This is a genomic window from Pseudomonas sp. TH31 (assembly GCF_016650815.1).
GTDB lineage: Bacteria > Pseudomonadota > Gammaproteobacteria > Pseudomonadales > Pseudomonadaceae > Aquipseudomonas.
Genome location: NZ_JAEKEZ010000005.1, coordinates 76,272 through 93,254 on the forward strand (window position 1 = coordinate 76,272; position 16,983 = coordinate 93,254).

12 protein-coding genes and 4 pseudogenes are annotated in these 16,983 nt (G+C 60.8%); 9 read left to right on the top strand and 7 right to left on the bottom strand.

Translation table 11 applies throughout. The features are described 5' to 3' along the window. Positions 1-60: 60 nt before the first annotated feature. The 3 genes and pseudogenes from JFV26_RS02025 to JFV26_RS02035 form a co-directional block, all read right to left on the bottom strand. Positions 61-1,440 carry an MFS transporter gene (locus JFV26_RS02025; RefSeq protein WP_201189286.1) on the bottom strand — a complete coding sequence of 460 codons (1,380 nt, stop codon included), beginning with the start codon at positions 1,438-1,440 and terminating at the stop codon, positions 61-63. 126 nt (positions 1,441-1,566) lie between these two features. Then, the gene (locus tag JFV26_RS02030; RefSeq protein ID WP_201189288.1) at positions 1,567-2,301 is read right to left on the bottom strand and encodes an ArsR/SmtB family transcription factor; all 735 of its coding nucleotides are present in this window, start codon (positions 2,299-2,301) and stop codon (positions 1,567-1,569) included. 304 nt (positions 2,302-2,605) lie between these two features. Next, positions 2,606-3,534, bottom strand: a pseudogene (locus JFV26_RS02035) (LysR family transcriptional regulator). A gap of 118 nt (positions 3,535-3,652) precedes the next feature. Here JFV26_RS02035 and JFV26_RS02040 point away from each other — a divergent pair. The 3 genes from JFV26_RS02040 to JFV26_RS02050 all read left to right on the top strand — a co-directional run bounded on the left by JFV26_RS02040 (position 3,653) and on the right by JFV26_RS02050 (position 6,598). Further along, the gene (locus JFV26_RS02040; protein ID WP_201189290.1) at positions 3,653-3,946 is read left to right on the top strand and encodes a putative quinol monooxygenase; all 294 of its coding nucleotides are present in this window, start codon (positions 3,653-3,655) and stop codon (positions 3,944-3,946) included. Positions 3,947-4,176: 230 nt separating this feature from the next. Next, positions 4,177-5,190 (top strand): zinc-binding alcohol dehydrogenase family protein, encoded by a 1,014-nt coding sequence (locus JFV26_RS02045; RefSeq protein ID WP_201189292.1) that lies wholly within the window; start codon positions 4,177-4,179, stop codon positions 5,188-5,190. 1,237 nt (positions 5,191-6,427) lie between these two features. Further along, a complete protein-coding gene (locus tag JFV26_RS02050; RefSeq protein WP_201189294.1) occupies positions 6,428-6,598 on the top strand; it encodes a hypothetical protein in 171 nt (56 codons plus the stop codon). Between the two features lie 8 nt (positions 6,599-6,606). Here the strand turns inward: JFV26_RS02050 and JFV26_RS02055 are convergent. Beyond that, positions 6,607-7,802 (bottom strand): annotated as a pseudogene (locus JFV26_RS02055) (multidrug effflux MFS transporter). Positions 7,803-8,582: 780 nt separating this feature from the next. Beyond that, positions 8,583-8,780: a heavy-metal-associated domain-containing protein gene (locus tag JFV26_RS02060; protein WP_201189295.1), complete on the bottom strand. Its 198-nt coding sequence runs from the start codon at positions 8,778-8,780 to the stop codon at positions 8,583-8,585. 159 nt (positions 8,781-8,939) lie between these two features. Between JFV26_RS02060 and JFV26_RS02065 the strand changes: the two genes are divergently transcribed. The 3 genes from JFV26_RS02065 (at position 8,940) to cueR (ending at position 12,280) form a co-directional block, all read left to right on the top strand. Then, on the top strand, positions 8,940-9,323 hold the full coding sequence (locus tag JFV26_RS02065) for a hypothetical protein (RefSeq protein ID WP_201189297.1): 384 nt from the start codon (positions 8,940-8,942) through the stop codon (positions 9,321-9,323). 156 nt (positions 9,324-9,479) lie between these two features. Beyond that, positions 9,480-11,870, top strand: coding sequence for a heavy metal translocating P-type ATPase (locus JFV26_RS02070; protein WP_201189299.1), 2,391 nt, complete (start codon positions 9,480-9,482; stop codon positions 11,868-11,870). Then, entirely contained in the window at positions 11,867-12,280 is a 414-nt protein-coding gene (cueR, locus tag JFV26_RS02075; protein ID WP_201189301.1) for a Cu(I)-responsive transcriptional regulator, read from the top strand. The genes JFV26_RS02070 and cueR overlap by 4 nt, the downstream gene beginning before the upstream one ends. Here the strand turns inward: cueR and JFV26_RS02080 are convergent. After that, positions 12,234-13,447 (bottom strand): annotated as a pseudogene (locus tag JFV26_RS02080) (MFS transporter). The gene cueR and the pseudogene JFV26_RS02080 overlap by 47 nt on opposite strands. Before the next feature lie 215 nt (positions 13,448-13,662). Continuing rightward, the gene (locus JFV26_RS02085; RefSeq protein ID WP_201189303.1) at positions 13,663-14,556 is read right to left on the bottom strand and encodes a PA4780 family RIO1-like protein kinase; all 894 of its coding nucleotides are present in this window, start codon (positions 14,554-14,556) and stop codon (positions 13,663-13,665) included. A gap of 90 nt (positions 14,557-14,646) precedes the next feature. Between JFV26_RS02085 and JFV26_RS02090 the strand changes: the two genes are divergently transcribed. The 3 genes and pseudogenes from JFV26_RS02090 (at position 14,647) to JFV26_RS34640 (ending at position 16,951) form a co-directional block, all read left to right on the top strand. Then, positions 14,647-15,102 (top strand): hypothetical protein, encoded by a 456-nt coding sequence (locus tag JFV26_RS02090; RefSeq protein WP_201189305.1) that lies wholly within the window; start codon positions 14,647-14,649, stop codon positions 15,100-15,102. Further along, positions 15,005-16,093 (top strand): annotated as a pseudogene (locus JFV26_RS34635) (cache domain-containing protein); the annotation flags it as partial. The gene JFV26_RS02090 and the pseudogene JFV26_RS34635, both read left to right, overlap by 98 nt. Before the next feature lie 129 nt (positions 16,094-16,222). Continuing rightward, on the top strand, positions 16,223-16,951 hold the full coding sequence (locus JFV26_RS34640; protein WP_371916351.1) for a methyl-accepting chemotaxis protein: 729 nt from the start codon (positions 16,223-16,225) through the stop codon (positions 16,949-16,951). The last annotated feature ends 32 nt before the right edge of the window (positions 16,952-16,983 follow it).

Here is a 16,983-nt window from a genome sequence, read left to right on the forward strand (position 1 = left end):
GCTCCTACAGGTGTACACATAACCTTGTAGGAGCTGCCGAAGGCTGCGATCTTTTCGGGCCTATCCCACCACTGGTTCTGTCAGCTCTTCCAACGTCTTGCCCCGCGTCTCCACCCCAAACACCCAAACCACCCCCGCCGCAATCGCAAAGCACATCGCCCCCAAGGCGAACACCCCGCCCTGCCCGGTGATCGGGAACACCAGTCCGGTCACCAATGGCCCGAGCAACGAGCCGATGCGTCCAATCGCCGAGGCAAATCCTGAGCCGGTAGCCCGCGCCGAGGTCGGGTACAACTCCGGCGTGTAGGTGTAGAGCACCGCCCACATCCCAAACAGGAAGAATTGCATCAACAGCCCCGAGGCAATCAACAGGCTGACGTTGCCGCCGAACACCGCACTCTGACCATAGAGAAACGCCATCACCCCGCCGCCGAGCAGTGTCACCACGCACACCGGTTTACGTCCCCAGCGTTCCACCAGCCACGCGGCCATGAGGAACCCGGGAATCCCGCCGAGGGAAATCAGCACCGTGTAATACACCGACTGGGTCACGGCAAAACCTGACTGTTGCAGCAAGGCGCTGAGCCACGACGTCAGTCCATAGAAACCGAGCAAGGCGAAGAACCAGACGCTCCAGATCATCATCGTGCGCTGGCGGTACAGCGGCGACCAGATCTGCCGCAGCGCGGAAAAGAAGTGGCCCGGCGTACTTTCCACGCGCGTCAGGCGCATCGGCTCCGGCAAATCAGCCCGCCCCAGCGACGCCCGGACTCGATCTTCAATGCGCAGCAAAACCTTGTCCGCCGCCTCATGCCGCCCGGCCTGTTCCAGCCAGCGCGGGGATTCGGGAATGAAGAAGCGAATCGCCAGGACAAACACCGCCGGCACCGCCAACACCAGGAAGATGTCGCGCCAGCCGATCACCGGCAACAGAAAGTACGACAGCACCCCGGCCGCGACGAAACCGAGCGGCCAGAACCCGTCCATCAACGCGATGTAACGCCCACGCTTGCCGGCCGGAATCAGTTCCGAGAGCATCGACTGCGCAATGGGAAACTCCATACCCATACCGATTCCCAACAGGATACGGAACAAGGTCAGGGTTTCCACATTCTGCGCCGTCGAGCACAGGTAACTGGCAATGCCCCACAACACGATGCTCCACTGGAACACCGGTTTGCGCCCGAAGCGATCGGCCAACATGCCGGACAACGACGCCCCCAGCACCATGCCAAAAAAGCTCGAACTGGCCAGCAACCCGGCCTGGGCGCTGCTCAGGCCGAACTCGGTTTTGATCGAGCCGAGCAGGAAGGTCATCATCGCCAGGTCCATGGAGTCAAAGAAAAACGCCAGGGCAATGATGATGAAAATGATGCGGTGATAACCGCTGATGGGCAGCCGTTCCAATCGCTCTGCCGCGCTGAAGCCTCGTATTTCCATGCCACATCCCCCGTCCGAAAGTCCCCGGAACGAGTGTGCGCGATAGTGGCTGGGGGTTATTGCTGGATGCGACCCGCTCGCATCCATGAACGACGCCCGAGAACTCAGACGTCGGTCTCGACGTCTCTAAAACGCCATTTCCAGCTCGGCTTCCCTGGCAAAGCAATGAACTTCACGCTGCCCGGCAACGGTGATCTGCAACGCCCGCGAGTCATTGGGCAGGCTCAACCAGCCAGACTGCATGAACAACTGCAACAACGCCGCGCCCAGCGAGCCACCCAAGTGCGGACGGTGTTCACTCCAGTCAGGGCAGGCGCAGGCCATTTGTGAGTTGCGGTGGGCCAGGGCCTGGATGAACACCCCTCGGCTGGCCAGTTGCGTGGCGCCCTTGGGGGTGACGACGACCCGCTGATCGAACTGCTCGATCCAGCCGGCATCCAGCAAACGCTGGTAAAGCTCGGCCGCCAGCGTGCCGCCCAGGTGGTCATTGCAGAGCCGGGCCTGCAACAGCGACGATGGCACGGCCTGGCGCCAGGCCATGAGGCTGCCGCGTTTGACCGTCTGCACAATATCCCGAGGCTTGCTGGCCAGTGAGGCGCTGGCGAGCGCCTCGACCGCGGCGCCGACTTCGGGGGCCGCCAGGCGGAAGAACCTTTTTCGCCCACGCTCTTCGACTTTCAACAGACCTCCGGCGGACAAACGCCCCAGGTGTGCACTGGCCGAAGACGGCGACAGCCCGGCGAGCAAGGCCAGCTCTTCCGCATGCCGCGCCGAGCCATCCATCAAGGCCCACATCATTGCGCTGCGCTTGGGGTCAGCCAGCAACGTGGCGATCTGGCTGATGCAAGGTGCATGTTCCATGTATTCACTCCCTGTTGAATCATTTCGTCTACTGCTCACAGACATCTTGACCAGTAATGTGTCGTCGGCCAAGGCGCGTAAACCGCCATGAATCGGTTCAGGCAAGCCATCAACGCATCGTGCCCTGTCGAACAACCCGGGCCGACTCCGGGCAAGGACGACTGGATGGTGAACGGCTCGAGGCCGCTTCGACCATGTCGGCGTAAAGCGGGCGCCAGTATAAGCGGGTTAACCGCCGGTTCCTGCCCTTGGGACGCTTGCGGTGGTGATAGTTCGTGACAGAAATTTCGCTATTTTCCTGCGACTATTGATCGCTTCCCGGCAGGGCCGGACATTGACGACTCAATTGCGCGCAACGACTGGCAAGCATTTCCCGCAACAGGTTCACCGGCTTACTCAATTGCGCGCGATGAGCGCACAGCAAATTCAGCGGGGCGCGCTCACAGAGCAACTCTGGCAACAGCACTTTCAAGCGACCAGCCAGTACATCGGCGGCCACATCGAGCCAGGACTTGTAAGCAATCCCGGCCCCCGCCACAGCCCACAGGCGCACCACGTCAGCGTCATCGCTGAACCGGTCACCACTGACCGTCAACCCGACTTCGCGCCTGCCGTCATGGAAACTCCAATGATCGTGAACCCGGCTGCCGAGCATGAACAACAGGCAATTGTGCTGCGCCAGTTGCTCCAGTTGGCGCGGCTCGCCGTACCGGGCCAGGTAACCGGGCGAGGCACAGAGGACCCGGCGGTTTTGCGGGGCGATGGGCAGCGCCACCAGGCTCGAATCTTCCGGCTCGCCGTAACGCAGGGCAATGTCCACCGGTTGGCGGAACAGATCGGCGATGCGATCCCCAGCAGTAAACGCACCGTGAGTTTCGGATGTTCGCGCTGAAATTCATCCAGCCACGGCAGCAACAGGTTGCGACCAAAATCCGACGGCGCCGACAGTTGCAGCACACCGCTGACCTGATCCTGACCGCTGGCCAGCAGACGACGGCCCTCATCCAGATTGCTCAGGGCCGCCCAGGCATATTCCAGAAAGCCTTCACCTTCGGCCGTCAGACGCAGACTGCGGGTGGAACGGGCCAGTAACCGCGCGCCGAGTTGCAGTTCGATACGTTTCAGCGCCGCGCTGGCCACCGCCGCCGACATGTCCATCCCCCGTGCCGCCGCCGACAGGCTGCCCAGGTCCGCCGCCCGGACAAACAACTGCAAGTCATCGAAACGCAGCATCTTCAGCCCCGATTATCAAAAAAATATTGAAAGAGACTGCTCTTTTAGCGGGTTTTATCTTGCAGAGAAATAGCCAATCATCTGTCCCATCGAAATCATTCAGCGTCAGGAGTCGAACATGTCCCAGCCTTTTACCGCCATCGCCACCCTCATCGCCAAAGCCGGCCAGCAAGACGCCCTCGAACAGCACTTGCGAGCGCTGCTGGAACCGACCCGCGCCGAGGCCGGTTGCGGTCAATACGATCTGCATCAGGACCTGGCCAACCCCTTGGCCTTCTACATGATCGAACAATGGAGCAGCGACGAAGCCCTGCAAGCCCACGACGCCAGCGCCCACATCCAGAACTTTCGCGCCAAGGCCGGTGACGTCCTCGAACACTTCGACCTCAAGCGCCTGCGCCCCCTGGCCTGATAGCCGTAACGCGATCTGTAGCCGCTGGCGAAGCCTGCGTTCGGCTGCGCAGCGGTCGTGAATCCAGGCGACGCGGTGTATCAGAAGGACCGCGTGCTCAGATTTACGACTGCTGCGCAGCCGAACGCAGGCTTCGCCAGCTGCTACAAAGAGCCTGTTTCACCTGAGATTTTCTTAATTGAGTGGCATCAGGCCTCACCCCTTTCTTTATTACTGTTCCGGAGCCCTCCATGAAAGCCATTGCCTATTACGCCGCCCTGCCGATCAGCGACGCAAAATCCCTGCAAGACATCGAACTGCCAGAACCGGTAGCCGGCCCCCGCGACCTGTTGGTGGAAGTCAAGGCCATCTCGGTCAACCCGGTGGACGCCAAGGTCCGGCAGAACGTCCAGCCTGAAGGCGGCGCGGCAAAAGTGCTGGGGTGGGACGTGGCGGGCGTGGTCAAAGCGGTTGGCAGTGAAGTGACCTTGTTCAAGGCCGGCGACAACGTGTTTTACGCCGGCTCCATCGCCCGGGCTGGCGGTAACAGCGAACGGCATGTGGTGGACGAGCGGATTGTCGGCCACATGCCGAAAACCCTCGGTTTCGCCGAAGCCGCCGCCCTGCCGTTGACCGCGATCACCGCGTGGGAATTGTTATTCGAGCGCCTGCAAGTGCGCGAAGGCAAAACCGATGAAGGCCAGAGTCTGCTGATCGTCGGGGCTGCCGGCGGTGTCGGCTCGATCCTGACCCAACTTGCCAGACAACTCACCGGGCTGAAGGTCATCGGCACCGCCTCTCGCCCACAAACCCAGAGCTGGGTGCGTGAGCTGGGCGCCGATCTGGTGATCGATCATAGCCAGCCGCTGAGCGAAGAGCTCAAGCGTGCCGGCGTTGAGCAGGTGACCCACGTCGCCAGCCTGACCCAGACCGATGAACACCTGGATCAACTGATCGAAGCCTTGGCGCCCCAGGGCAAACTGGCGCTGATCGACGATCCGAAGGCGCTCGACGTGACCAAGCTCAAGCGCAAGAGCATTTCGCTGCACTGGGAGTTCATGTACACCCGCTCGCTGTTCGAAACGGCCGACATGATCGAGCAGCACAACCTGCTCAACCGCGTGGCGGAGCTGATTGACGCCGGGACGCTGAAAACCACGGTGGGCGAACACTTCGGCACCATCAACGCGACCAACCTGCGCCGCGCCCATGAACTGCTGGAAAGCGGCAAGTCCAAGGGCAAGATTGTGCTGGAAGGGTTCTAACGCCCGAGATCAAAAGATCGCAGGCTTCGCCAGCTCCTACAGGTTTTGCGTATGGCTGGACTATCCGGATCAACGCCAATCCATGTAGGAGCTGCCGCAGGCTGCGATCTGTTGATCTTGCAAACTGCGATCTTTCCGGACGACAAAAGCAAGATCAACTGATCGCAGGCTTCGCCAGCTCCTACAGGTTTTGCGTATGGTTGGACTATCCGGATCAACGCCAATCCATGTAGGCGCTGCCGCAGGCTGCGATCTGTTGATCTTGCAAACTGCGATCTTTCCGGACGACAAAAGCAAGATCAACTGATCGCAGGCTTCGCCAGCTCCTACAGGTTTTGCGCATGGCTGGACTATCCGGATCCACGCCAATCCATGTAGGCGCTGCCGCAGGCTGCGATCTGTTGATCTTGCAAACTGCGATCTTTCCGGACGACAAAAGCAAGATCAACAGATCGCAGGCTTCGCCAGCTCCTACAGGTTTTGCGTATGGCTGGACTATCCGGATCAACGCCAATCCATGTAGGAGCTGCCGCAGGCTGCGATCTGTTGATCTTGCAAACTGCGATCTTTCCGGACGACAAAAGCAAGATCAACTGATCGCAGGCTTCGCCAGCTCCTACAGGTTTTGCGTATGGCTGGACTATCCGGATCAACGCCAATCCATGTAGGAGCTGCCGCAGGCTGCGATCTGTTGATCTTGCAAACTGCGATCTTTCCGGACGACAAAAGCAAGATCAACTGATCGCAGGCTTCGCCAGCTCCTACAGGTTTTGCGTATGGTTGGACTATCCGGATCAACGCCAATCCATGTAGGCGCTGCCGCAGGCTGTGATCTGTTGATCTTGCAAACTGCGATCTTTCCGGACGACAAAAGCAAGATCAACTGATCGCAGGCTTCGCCAGCGCCTACAGGTTTTGCGTATGGCTGGACTATCCGGATCAACGCCAATCCATGTAGGCGCTGCCGCAGGCTGCGATCTGTTGATCTTGCAAACTGCGATCTTTCCGGACGACAAAAGCAAGATCAACTGATCGCAGGCTTCGCCAGCTCCTACAGGTTTTGCGTATGGCTGGACTATCCGGATCAACGCCAATCCATGTAGGAGCTGCCGCAGGCTGCGATCTGTTGATCTTACAAACCGTCAGTCAGATGCTTGACCGTTGTCACAATTACGATCGTATTCAGGTCTACAATCGAAACCTCTGTGACACCGTCTTTTACTGAAGGAGGTCAGCAATGAAGATCCTGATAAAAGAAGTGGCAACATCCCAGTGGCAGGTCCGCCTGGACCAACACGCCGTCACGTTCCGCAGCGAAGCTGAAGCGCTCGCCTTCACCCGCACCCTTGAAGCGCGGCTTCTCGCCCCTCATCAGATCCCCGACCGCCAGCAGCGTGCCGCTGGCTGAGTCTGCGTTCACGCCTCTGCTTGGGCCAGCGCCCGGGCATTTTGCAAACGCCGGGTGAGCATCGCGACGCTCACCACCAGAATTCCGCACAGGCTGATGACCATGGCCATCGGCATGGCGCTGCCATCGTGTAAAACCCCTACCAGCGTTGCTGCCCCGGCGGCAATGCTGAATTGCAGGCACCCGAGCAGCGCCGACGCACTGCCGGCGCGGGCGCCCTGCCCGTTCATGGCGCAGGCTGAAGCGTTGGGGAGGATGCAACCGAGGCTGGCGATGCAGACAAACAATGGAATCAGCAGCGGCCATAGCTGTTCGGTGTGCAGTGAGCTGACAGCGAGCAACGTCAGGCCCGCGCCCAGATAAATCCAGACTGTGCGCGCCAGCAGGAACGCCGGGCCACGCTTGGCCAGCAATCGCGCGTTGACCTGCGCCACCAGAATGAATCCCGCCGCGTTGGTGCCGAACAGCCAGCCGAAATGCTCGGCCGGCACGCCATAAAGCTTGATGAAGACAAACGGGGAACCGGAGATGTAGGCAAACATCCCGGCGACGGCGAGACCACCGGTCAGGGCGTGGCCGAGGTAAACCGGATCGGCCAACAACCGACCGTACTGCCGCAATGCCCCTTTCAACGGTTGGCGCGGCACATAGTCGGGCAGGCTCTCCGGCAACCCGAGGGCTACCGCCAGGGCGGCCAGGGCGCTGAACACCGTCAGCACCAGGAAGATCGACTGCCAGCCGGTGGTGTTGACCAGCAACCCACCGAGCATTGGCGCCAGAATCGGCGCCAGCCCCATCACCAGCATCAGTTGGGAAAAGACCTTCGCCGAGCCCACCGCATCACATTTATCACTGACCACCGCCCGGAGATCACCATTCCCGCACAACCGCCCAGCGCCTGGATGAATCGCGCGCCCATCAGCCATTCCAGGTTCGGCGCAAATGCGCAGGCCAGGGAAGCGGCGGTGAACAAACCGACGCCCGTCAGCAACGGAATACGCCGCCCGAAACGATCCGCCACCGGGCCGTAGAGCAACTGACCAATGGACAAGCCAAGGAAATACGCGGCGAGCGTCATTTGAACGTGTTTTTCGTCGGTGCCGAACGCCTGCGCGATGGCCGGGAACGCCGGCAGGTAGAAATCGATCGCCAGCGGACCGAAAGCGGTCAAGGCGCCAAGAATCAAAATGGTACGCAAGTTCATCGGGCATCCAGTTGGGCATGGGTCGGCAGCTCGACAGTCTAGCCGCGCGGGAACGCCTTGAACATTCCGATAGGTCGCTAACTATTAAAAAACCCCTGGATGAACACAAGTCCATGTGGGAGCGGGCTTGCTCGCGAAGGCGGAGAGTCAGTCGGCATCTATGTTGAACGTGCCGACCTATTCGCGAGCAAGCCCGCTCCCACATGGGCTGATCGCCGGATGCAAACTTTGTGTTCACTACCGATCAAAACTGTGGGAGCGAGCCTGCTCGCGATCGCGGAAGTGTCAGTCAACATCGAGGTTGAATGTGCCGGCCTCTTCGCGAGCAAGCCCGCTCCCACATGGGCTGATCGCCGGATGCAAACTTTGTGTTCACTACCGATCAAAACTGTGGGAGCGAGCCTGCTCGCGATCGCGGAGTGTCAGTCAACATCGATGTTGAATGTGCCGGCCTCTTCGCGAGCAAGCCCGCTCCCACATGGGCTGATCGCCGGATGCAAACTTTGTGTTCACTACCGATCAAAACTGTAGGAGCGAGCCTGCTCGCGATCGCGGAGTGTCAGTCAACATCGAGGTTGAATGTGCCGGCCTCTTCGCGAGCAAGCCCGCTCCCACATGGGCTGATCGCCGGATGCAAACTTTGTGTTCACTACCGATCAAAACTGTAGGAGCGAGCCTGCTCGCGATCGCGGAGTGTCAGTCAACATCGATGTTGAATGTGCCGGCCTCTTCGCGAGCAAGCTTTGCTCCTACAGAAGCAAAAGCAGGAGCAGAGGTGTATCAGGCGACTTTGGCTTCGTAGCCTTCTTCGGTGATGGCGGCGATCACCTGCTCGATGGTCAGTGCGCTTTCAACGCCGACTTCCTTTGCCCCCAGGTCCACACGCACGCTGGCCGCCGGGTCCCTGGCTTGCAGGGCTTGGGTGATGGCCTTGACGCAGTGACCGCAGGACATGCCTTGAACGTTGAACACTTGCATGGGATGACTCCTGTAATGGGGCTTTTGGATGAGCTGCCGGCAGTCTCGAGCTTGCCACCATGGCAAGGTCAAGTTCTGAAATAAACTGCCGGGCTGGCAATCGGCCGCGCGCTCGGCCAAGCTGCGTCCATCAATGACTCGACCTCAGGAGATTCAGCCATGCGCTGGTCAGCTCTCAGCCTGTTTGGCTTCCTCAGCCTTTTCGCCGCCCTGCCTTCGGCCAATGCCGCCGGGGAGGATTACGCGGTTCTGATCATCTCGCGTGAGCGCCTGGAAGTGGCGACCTCCTGCGAGATTGGCGTGTACATACAAGACCAGTTTGTGGGGCGACTGCTGCAGGAGCAGACCACCTCGTTCAACCTGCCCCATGGCACGATTTCCGTGCGACTGAAGCTGGAGCCAGGTCAAGTGCCAGGCTGTAACCCCGGCATGCTGGCACCGCCCGCGCAGGAGATCACGCTCAAGGCCGGGGATGTAGTGAAGTACCGGATTGCGACGACAGCGAGAGGGTTGTACCTGAGGCCTGCCGCTCTCGAGTATTGATCATCGCCACCCCGTAGGAGCAAAGCTTGCTCGCGATGAACGATGACGCGCGGCGCCTGCATCGCGAGCAAGCTTTGCGCCTACAAAAACGATCGCTTGACCTTGCCCGCATGGCAAGGTTGATCCTGTAGACACTTTCTACAGGGAGCGTGACCGATGTCCGAATCCACCACTTTCGATCTGCCGATTGCCGGCATGACCTGCGCCAGTTGCGCCGGGCGTGTCGAGCGCGCCTTGAGCAAAGTCATCGGCGCCACGGCGGTCAGCGTCAACCTGGCCACAGAACAGGCACGCATTCAGGCGCCCAGCGACAGCTTGCCGGCATTGATGGACGCGGTGCAGCAGGCCGGCTACAGCGTTCCACAGCAAAGCCTGGAGCTGAGCATCGACGGCATGACCTGCGCGTCCTGCGTCGGCCGGGTCGAACGGGCGTTGACCAAGGTGGCGGCAGTGAAAAGCGTCAGCGTCAACCTGGCCAACGAACGTGCGCACCTCGAACTGCTCGGCCACATCGACCCGCAAATCCTGATCGCCGCGGTGACCAGGGCCGGCTACGGCGCCAGCGTCTGGGAAGTCGAACACCCGACCGACAATCAACAAGCCCGCCTTCATCGTGAACGCTGGATCCTGCTCGCGGCCATCGCCCTGGCCTTGCCGCTGGTGCTACCGATGCTGCTGCAACCGTTCGGCGTGCACTGGATGCTCCCGGCCTGGGCACAATTCGCCTTGGCCACGCCGGTGCAGTTCATCTTCGGTGCCCGGTTTTACATCGCCGCCTGGAAAGCCGTGCGCGCCGGGGCCGGCAATATGGACCTGCTCGTCGCCCTGGGCACCAGCGCCGGTTATGGCTTGAGCCTCTATGAATGGGCCACCGCCGCCGGGCGCATGCCGCATCTGTATTTCGAAGCTTCAGCGGTGGTGATCGCGCTGGTGCTGCTGGGCAAATACTTGGAAAGCCGCGCCAAACGCCAGACCGCCAGCGCCATTCGCGCACTGGAAGCCTTGCGTCCGGAACGGGCGATTCAGGTGATCGACGGCCGCGAACAAGACGTCGCCATCAGCGCCTTGCGCCTGAATGACCTGGTCATGGTCAAACCCGGCGAACGCTTCCCGGTGGACGGCGAGGTGGTCGAAGGCCAGAGCCACGCCGATGAAGCGTTGATCAGCGGCGAAAGCCTGCCAGTGCCAAAACAACCCGGTGATAAAGTCACCGGCGGTGCGATCAACGGTGAAGGCCGGTTGCTGGTGCGCACCTTGGCGCTCGGCGCCGAAACCGTATTGGCGCGGATCATTCGTCTGGTCGAGGATGCTCAAGCCGCGAAAGCGCCGATCCAGAAACTGGTGGATAAAGTCAGCCAGGTGTTCGTGCCGACGGTATTGGTCCTGGCCCTGGCGACGTTGATCGGTTGGTGGCTGTACGGCGCACCGATCGAAACGGCATTGATCAACGCCGTCGCAGTGCTGGTGATCGCCTGTCCTTGCGCCTTGGGCCTGGCCACGCCGACCGCGATCATGGCCGGTACTGGCGTCGCGGCGCGCTACGGGATTTTGATCAAGGATGCCGAAGCGCTGGAGCGCGCCCATGAAGTCAGCGCGGTGGTGTTCGACAAGACCGGCACCCTGACCTCCGGTGCGCCGCGCATCGCTCATTTGAGTGCGGTTGACGGCGATGAGGCGCCACTGCTGCAAATGGCCGGCGCGCTGCAACGGGGCAGCGAACACCCGCTGGCCAAAGCTGTTCTGGATGCTTGCGCCGAGCGTGGGTTGATCGTGGCCGATGTCACCAACAGCCAGTCGCTGACCGGCCGCGGCATTGCCGGCACGCTTGATGGTCGTCGTCTGGCCCTGGGCAATCGTCGTCTGCTGGAAGAAAGCGCATTGAGCGCCGGCGCACTGGCCGATTCTGCAAGCGCCTGGGAAACCGAAGGCCGTACGCTGTCCTGGCTGATCGAGCAAAGCCCCGAACCGCGTGTGCTTGGTCTGTTCGCCTTCGGCGACACCCTCAAACCTGGCGCCCTGCAAGCCGTGCAGCAACTCAACGCGCGCAACATCAGCAGCCATCTGCTGACCGGCGATAACCGTGGCAGCGCCAACGTCGTCGCCCAAGCGTTGGGCATCTCGGATGTTCACGCCGAAGTCCTTCCGGCAGACAAAGCCGCCACCGTTGCCGAGTTGAAGAAAACCGGTGTAGTGGCGATGGTCGGTGACGGCATCAACGATGCCCCGGCGCTGGCTGCAGCGGATATCGGCATCGCCATGGGTGGCGGCACTGACGTGGCGATGCACGCCGCCGGGATCACCCTGATGCGCGGTGATCCACGGCTGGTGCCGGCGGCGCTGGAGATCAGCCGCAAGACCTACGCGAAGATTCGGCAGAACCTGTTCTGGGCCTTCGTCTATAACCTGATCGGTATTCCGCTGGCGGCATTCGGCTTCCTTAACCCGGTGCTGGCCGGCGCGGCCATGGCGCTGTCGAGCGTCAGCGTGGTGAGCAATGCGTTACTGTTGAAAACCTGGAAACCCAAGGATCTGGAGGACAACCGATGAACATCGGCCAAGCGGCCCGCCACAGTGGCCTTAGCGCGAAGATGATCCGTTATTACGAGTCCACCGGTTTGCTCAAAGCCGCCCATCGCACCGACAGCGGCTACCGGGTGTACGGCGATGACGACCTGCACACGCTAGCCTTCATCAAGCGTTCCCGGGACTTGGGGTTTTCACTGGAAGAGGTCGGCAAACTGCTGACCCTCTGGCAGGACCGCCACCGGGCCAGCGCCGATGTGAAGGCCCTGGCCCGTCAGCACATCGACGAGCTGAACCAGAAGATCCGCGAGCTCGGCCAACTGCGCGATACCCTGCAGGATTTGGTCGAACACTGCCAGGGCGACCATCGCCCGGACTGCCCGATCCTCAAGGAGCTGGCGTCGGGCTGCTGCGCCGAGCCTGCTCGCGCCTGAACGACAAGCCCTTCACCACCAGCAACGTGGTGAGGGGAATGCCGTGAAACAACATCACCACCGCGCCGGGCGTCCACCAGGCATAGAACGGCGCGGCGATCAGCATGCCGATGCCGAACCCGGTCATTTGCAGCAAGGTCAGGAAGCTGAAGATCGGCAGGCGCAAGTGGTCCGGTTCCCGTTGCAGGCGCGACATCAGCCCGACCTCGGAAAAACCGTCGCCCAGCCCGGCCGGCAACGAGAACAGCAGCAAACCGTAAAGCGTCTGCTGCTGGAACATCAGGATGAAGCCGCAGGACATCAGCAGCACCCCGAAGAAGAATCGCCGCTCCAGGTGGATGTTGTCCGAGCCTTTGAGGCGGCTGGCAATCCGCGCGCCGATGAGTTTTCCGCTGGCCCAGACCGCCAGCATCAAGCCCAGTGTGGTGCTGGCTGATTCTGGCGTCAGCAGTCGGGAGATGATCGGGAACCCGACGTTGTGCGCCGCGCTGCCGAGGGTGTCGGCCATGGCGACTGCAAGCATCGCCGCCAGCACCGGAGCGGACCGTAACCCCTGAAGCAGCGCCGACCATTCCCCTCGTTCGGAGCCTGGCTCTGCACTGGGCGTCGGTGCGCGAAACCGCAATGGCACAATCAACAACGCCGCCAGCAGATACGTGAGCACATTCAGCGCGAACACCGCTTCAAAGCCAAAAGCCGCGACCACCAACCCCGCCACCAAACTGCCGCCGACCATCGCAATGGACGCCGCCGAGGTGATCCAGGCGTTGGTCTTGAGCAAGTGTTCACGGTCGATCAGGTTCGGCAATTGGCTGTTGAGGCCGATGGCGAACATCGAATTGCCAAACCCCAGACCGAACGCAATCACCGGCAGCAGCAGTGCTTGTTGGGTCACCGGCAGAATCAGCAACAGGCCAAGGGCCCCGGCGCGCAGCAAGTCGAAAGCAATCAATGGCACGCGGCCGGACCAGCGACGATAGAACGTGGTGCCGATCAGACTGGCGAAAATCCCCCGGCCACGCGGCTGGCGAGAAAGATCGCGACGCTCATGGCGCTGTTGCTCAGCACATAAACGTAAGTGGCCAGGGCGACCATATTGAGGAATGCGCCGAAGTCGGAGATCAGGCGGGCAGTGATGATGAGCTGGGCATTGCGCGTGGAAGGGATGTTCACAATCAATCCTTGAGTGTGGGGTGTTGTAGGAGCTGCCGAAGGCTCGGGCCGCGTTCGGACGATCTTTTGATCTTGTTTTTTCAAGGTCAAGATCAAGATCAAGATCAAGATCAAGATCAAAATCAAAAGATCGCAGCCTTCGGCAGCTCCTACAGGGTATTGCGTGTCCTGCAAAAAACCCGGCCGAAGCCGGGTTTTTTGTCAACCGATCACTGCATCCACGGTGGAGGCGGTTCTTCGGTTTTGCCCGGTGGCGCATCATCAGCCGCGCGCACCGCTTGTTTACGCTCTTCATCCAGGCGTGCCGCCTCGATTTCGCGTATGACGCCGCCAACGTCCGCCAGTTCTTCCGGCTCGTCGAACTCGCCGGTCAACACGCTGGCCGGGTGCAAGGTGCCGGCTTCGTAGAGCGCCCACATTTCCTTGGCGTACTTGGTCTTTTTCAACTCCGGCGCAAACCGCCCGAAGTAGGACGCCATGTTGCCCACGTCCCGCTCCAGCATGTTGAACGCGTGGTTGTTGCCCGCCGCATCCACCGCTTGCGGCAAGTCGATGATGACCGGGCCGGTCGGGGTCAACAGCACGTTGAACTCCGACAGGTCACCGTGCACCAGACCGGTACACAGCATCAGCACGATCTGGGAAATCAGGAACGCGTGATACTCACGGGCCTGATCCGGTTCCAGCACCACATCGTTCAGACGCGGCGCGGCATCGCCGTATTCATCGGCCACCAGTTCCATAAGCAGTACGCCTTCGAGGAAGTCATACGGCTTGGGCACCCGCACCCCGGCGCCGGCCAGACGGAACAGGGCCGCGACTTCGGCGTTCTGCCAGGCGTCCTCGGTTTCTTTCTTGCCGAACTTGGAGCCCTTGGCCATCGCGCGAGCCTGTCGGCTGTTGCGAACCTTGCGGCCTTCCTGGTACTCGGCTGCCTGACGGAAACTGCGTTTATTCGCCTCCTTGTAGACCTTCGCGCAACGTAGCTCATTACCGCAGCGCACCACATAAACAGCTGCTTCTTTACCACTCATGAGTGGGCGCAGCACCTCGTCGACCAGACCGTCCTCGATCAGGGGTTCAATGCGTTTTGGAGTCTTCATCAGCTTTTATTGTGGGTCCTTTATTACCAAACACGCGAAAGTCATTCGTTATACGGCAATCCTTGCGCGTCGGGGAGGGGTTGCCGACCTATGAACATTGAAGATGCACACAATGTGTCGAATTTATCCGTTAAATCCCGCGCCAATCAACGACTGACAGAGATCATAGCCGAGACGCCGACGCTTGTTGGCGAAGGGATGCGCGGCCATTTTCGACAGAAGCCGACATCCGGATTCCTCCTATTTGCAGGTTTTTTCCCAGAAGGCCTCAATTTCCCGTTTTTTCAGCCGAAGTCATCAGAGAGAAAAGGAATTGTCCGACAATCGTCTCGACAAAAAAAGACGATGCCGCCCTCAAGGAACCGAGTCGATCAACACCGTTTTCGGCTGCCAATAATCCGCGAGTCATCTGCACTGCGTGGGCCTACAAGAAAAATCTGGAGCGCGGATGAACATCAAACAGAAGTTGACCTGGGCGTTTGCAATCATCGCCTGCTTGCCGGTGGTACTGGTCGCCACGCTGGTCGTGCTGAACCTGCGCAGTGATGCCAAAGAAGGTTTCGTCGACAGCAGTGGTCGCGAGATCCGCCAGGTCAGCAATGCCATGCAGCTGTTTTTCGACGGCATCAGCCAGAACGTTGATTACCTGGCGTCCCAGCCGCTGATCAAGAACACCGACGACAGCCTCAAGACCTACATGGCCGCCAACGCCGAGAGCATTCCTCAGGGCGAGATGGACAAAAAGGTCTTCGCGCTCCTCCAGGACCTGGGCAACAGCCATCCGTCCTATGCCTACGCGATCGTCGGCACGGCGGCCGGCGGTTACGTGTCGTGGCCGGACGACGCGAAGCTGAACAACTACGATCCGCGCCAGCGTCCCTGGTACAAGGCCGCACAGGCCAAACCGGGCAAGCCGTTGCGCACCGCGGCTTATTACTGGGCCCAGGACGACGCGTCCTACGTCAGCACCGTACGCACCATCGACAACAAATTGGGCAGCAACGGCGGCGTGGTCAGCATCGACGTGACGCTCAAGCAGCTCACCGAAATCGTCAAACAGATCAAACTCGGCGAAACCGGCTACCTGATGCTGCTGGAAAACAGCGGCACCGTGCTGGTTGATCCGAAGCAGCCTGAGCACAATTTCAAGGCCCTGAGCAGCCTCGGCGACGGCTACGCGCAACTGGCCAAGGCCGGCAAAGGCCTGGTGGAAGTCGAGCTGAACGGCGAGCGCTACATGGCCAACGTCTGGCCGTCGGAGCAGCTGGGCTGGACCTTTATCGGCCTGATCAAGCAAACCGACGTGATGAGCTCGGCCACCCAGTTGACCTGGTTGATCGCGATCATCGCCGCAGTGCTGGCGGTGTTCTTTGCCATCGTCGGTGCCAGTTTCGCCAGTGTCATCGTGCGGCCGATCCGCAGTGTGGCCAGCGGTCTGGAAGGTATCGCCCAAGGTGAAGGTGACCTGACCAAGAATCTAGAAATCCGTGGCAACGACGAAACCGCGCAACTGGCCAACTGGTTCAACCAGTTCCTGGCGGCGATCCGCAACCTGATCCAAAGCATCGGCGGTGCGGCGAACAAAATCCTCGCCACGTCCCAGAGCTCGACCCGTGTTTCCAGCGACATGGCCGAAGCCGCCGGGCGCCAGCGCGAAGCGGTGGATATGGTGTCCACGGCGTTCCACGAGATGGTCGCTACCGCCAACGAAGTCGCCCGTTCGTGCAGCCAGGCCGCCGAGTCGGCCGACAGCGGCCAGCGTCAGGCCCGGGAAGGCCAGCAGCAGATCGATGCCGCGGTGACCAGCGTCGATCGCTTGAGCCAGGAGATCGAACAGTCGGCCCAGTCGATGCAGCAGCTGGAACGCGACAGCAACGACATTCAGTCGATTCTCGGGACCATTCGTTCGATTGCCGAACAGACCAACCTGCTGGCGCTGAACGCGGCCATCGAAGCGGCGCGGGCCGGAGAGCAAGGTCGCGGGTTTGCGGTGGTGGCGGATGAAGTTCGCGCCCTGGCTAAACGCACCGCCGACTCCACGGCGGAAATCGACGGGTTGCTCGGCAACCTGGCCAAGCGCACCAGCCAGGTGACGCAGCAAATGCATGCGAGCCTGGAAGTGTCGCAGCAGTCGGTCACCCGCATCGGTGAAGCGCGCAGCAGTTTCGGGCAGATTCGTGAGTCGGTGGACGTGATTCGCGATATGAACACGCAGATTGCGACGGCGGCGGAAGAACAGCATCAGGTGGCTGAGGACATCAATCGGCACATCAGCCAGATTCATGGCGATGCGCAATTGGTGGCGGAACTGGCGAACTCGGCGCGGCTGGATTCCCAGAGCCTGGCCGGGTTGTCGAATGAATTGGATGGGTTGGTTCGGCGTTTTAGAACCTGAAGATCAAAAGATCGCAGCCTTCGGCAGCTCCT

Excerpts from the sequence above, each read along its gene's own strand:
- JFV26_RS02025 (WP_201189286.1), bottom strand. The coding sequence starts at position 1,440 with ATGGAAATACGAGGCTTCAGCGCGGCAGAGCGATTGGAACGGCTGCCC.
- JFV26_RS02030 (WP_201189288.1), bottom strand. The coding sequence starts at position 2,301 with ATGGAACATGCACCTTGCATCAGCCAGATCGCCACGTTGCTGGCTGAC.
- JFV26_RS02040 (WP_201189290.1), top strand. The coding sequence starts at position 3,653 with ATGTCCCAGCCTTTTACCGCCATCGCCACCCTCATCGCCAAAGCCGGC.
- JFV26_RS02045 (WP_201189292.1), top strand. The coding sequence starts at position 4,177 with ATGAAAGCCATTGCCTATTACGCCGCCCTGCCGATCAGCGACGCAAAA.
- JFV26_RS02050 (WP_201189294.1), top strand. The coding sequence starts at position 6,428 with ATGAAGATCCTGATAAAAGAAGTGGCAACATCCCAGTGGCAGGTCCGC.
- JFV26_RS02060 (WP_201189295.1), bottom strand. The coding sequence starts at position 8,780 with ATGCAAGTGTTCAACGTTCAAGGCATGTCCTGCGGTCACTGCGTCAAG.
- JFV26_RS02065 (WP_201189297.1), top strand. The coding sequence starts at position 8,940 with ATGCGCTGGTCAGCTCTCAGCCTGTTTGGCTTCCTCAGCCTTTTCGCC.
- JFV26_RS02070 (WP_201189299.1), top strand. The coding sequence starts at position 9,480 with ATGTCCGAATCCACCACTTTCGATCTGCCGATTGCCGGCATGACCTGC.
- cueR (WP_201189301.1), top strand. The coding sequence starts at position 11,867 with ATGAACATCGGCCAAGCGGCCCGCCACAGTGGCCTTAGCGCGAAGATG.
- JFV26_RS02085 (WP_201189303.1), bottom strand. The coding sequence starts at position 14,556 with ATGAAGACTCCAAAACGCATTGAACCCCTGATCGAGGACGGTCTGGTC.
- JFV26_RS02090 (WP_201189305.1), top strand. The coding sequence starts at position 14,647 with ATGAACATTGAAGATGCACACAATGTGTCGAATTTATCCGTTAAATCC.
- JFV26_RS34640 (WP_371916351.1), top strand. The coding sequence starts at position 16,223 with ATGGTGTCCACGGCGTTCCACGAGATGGTCGCTACCGCCAACGAAGTC.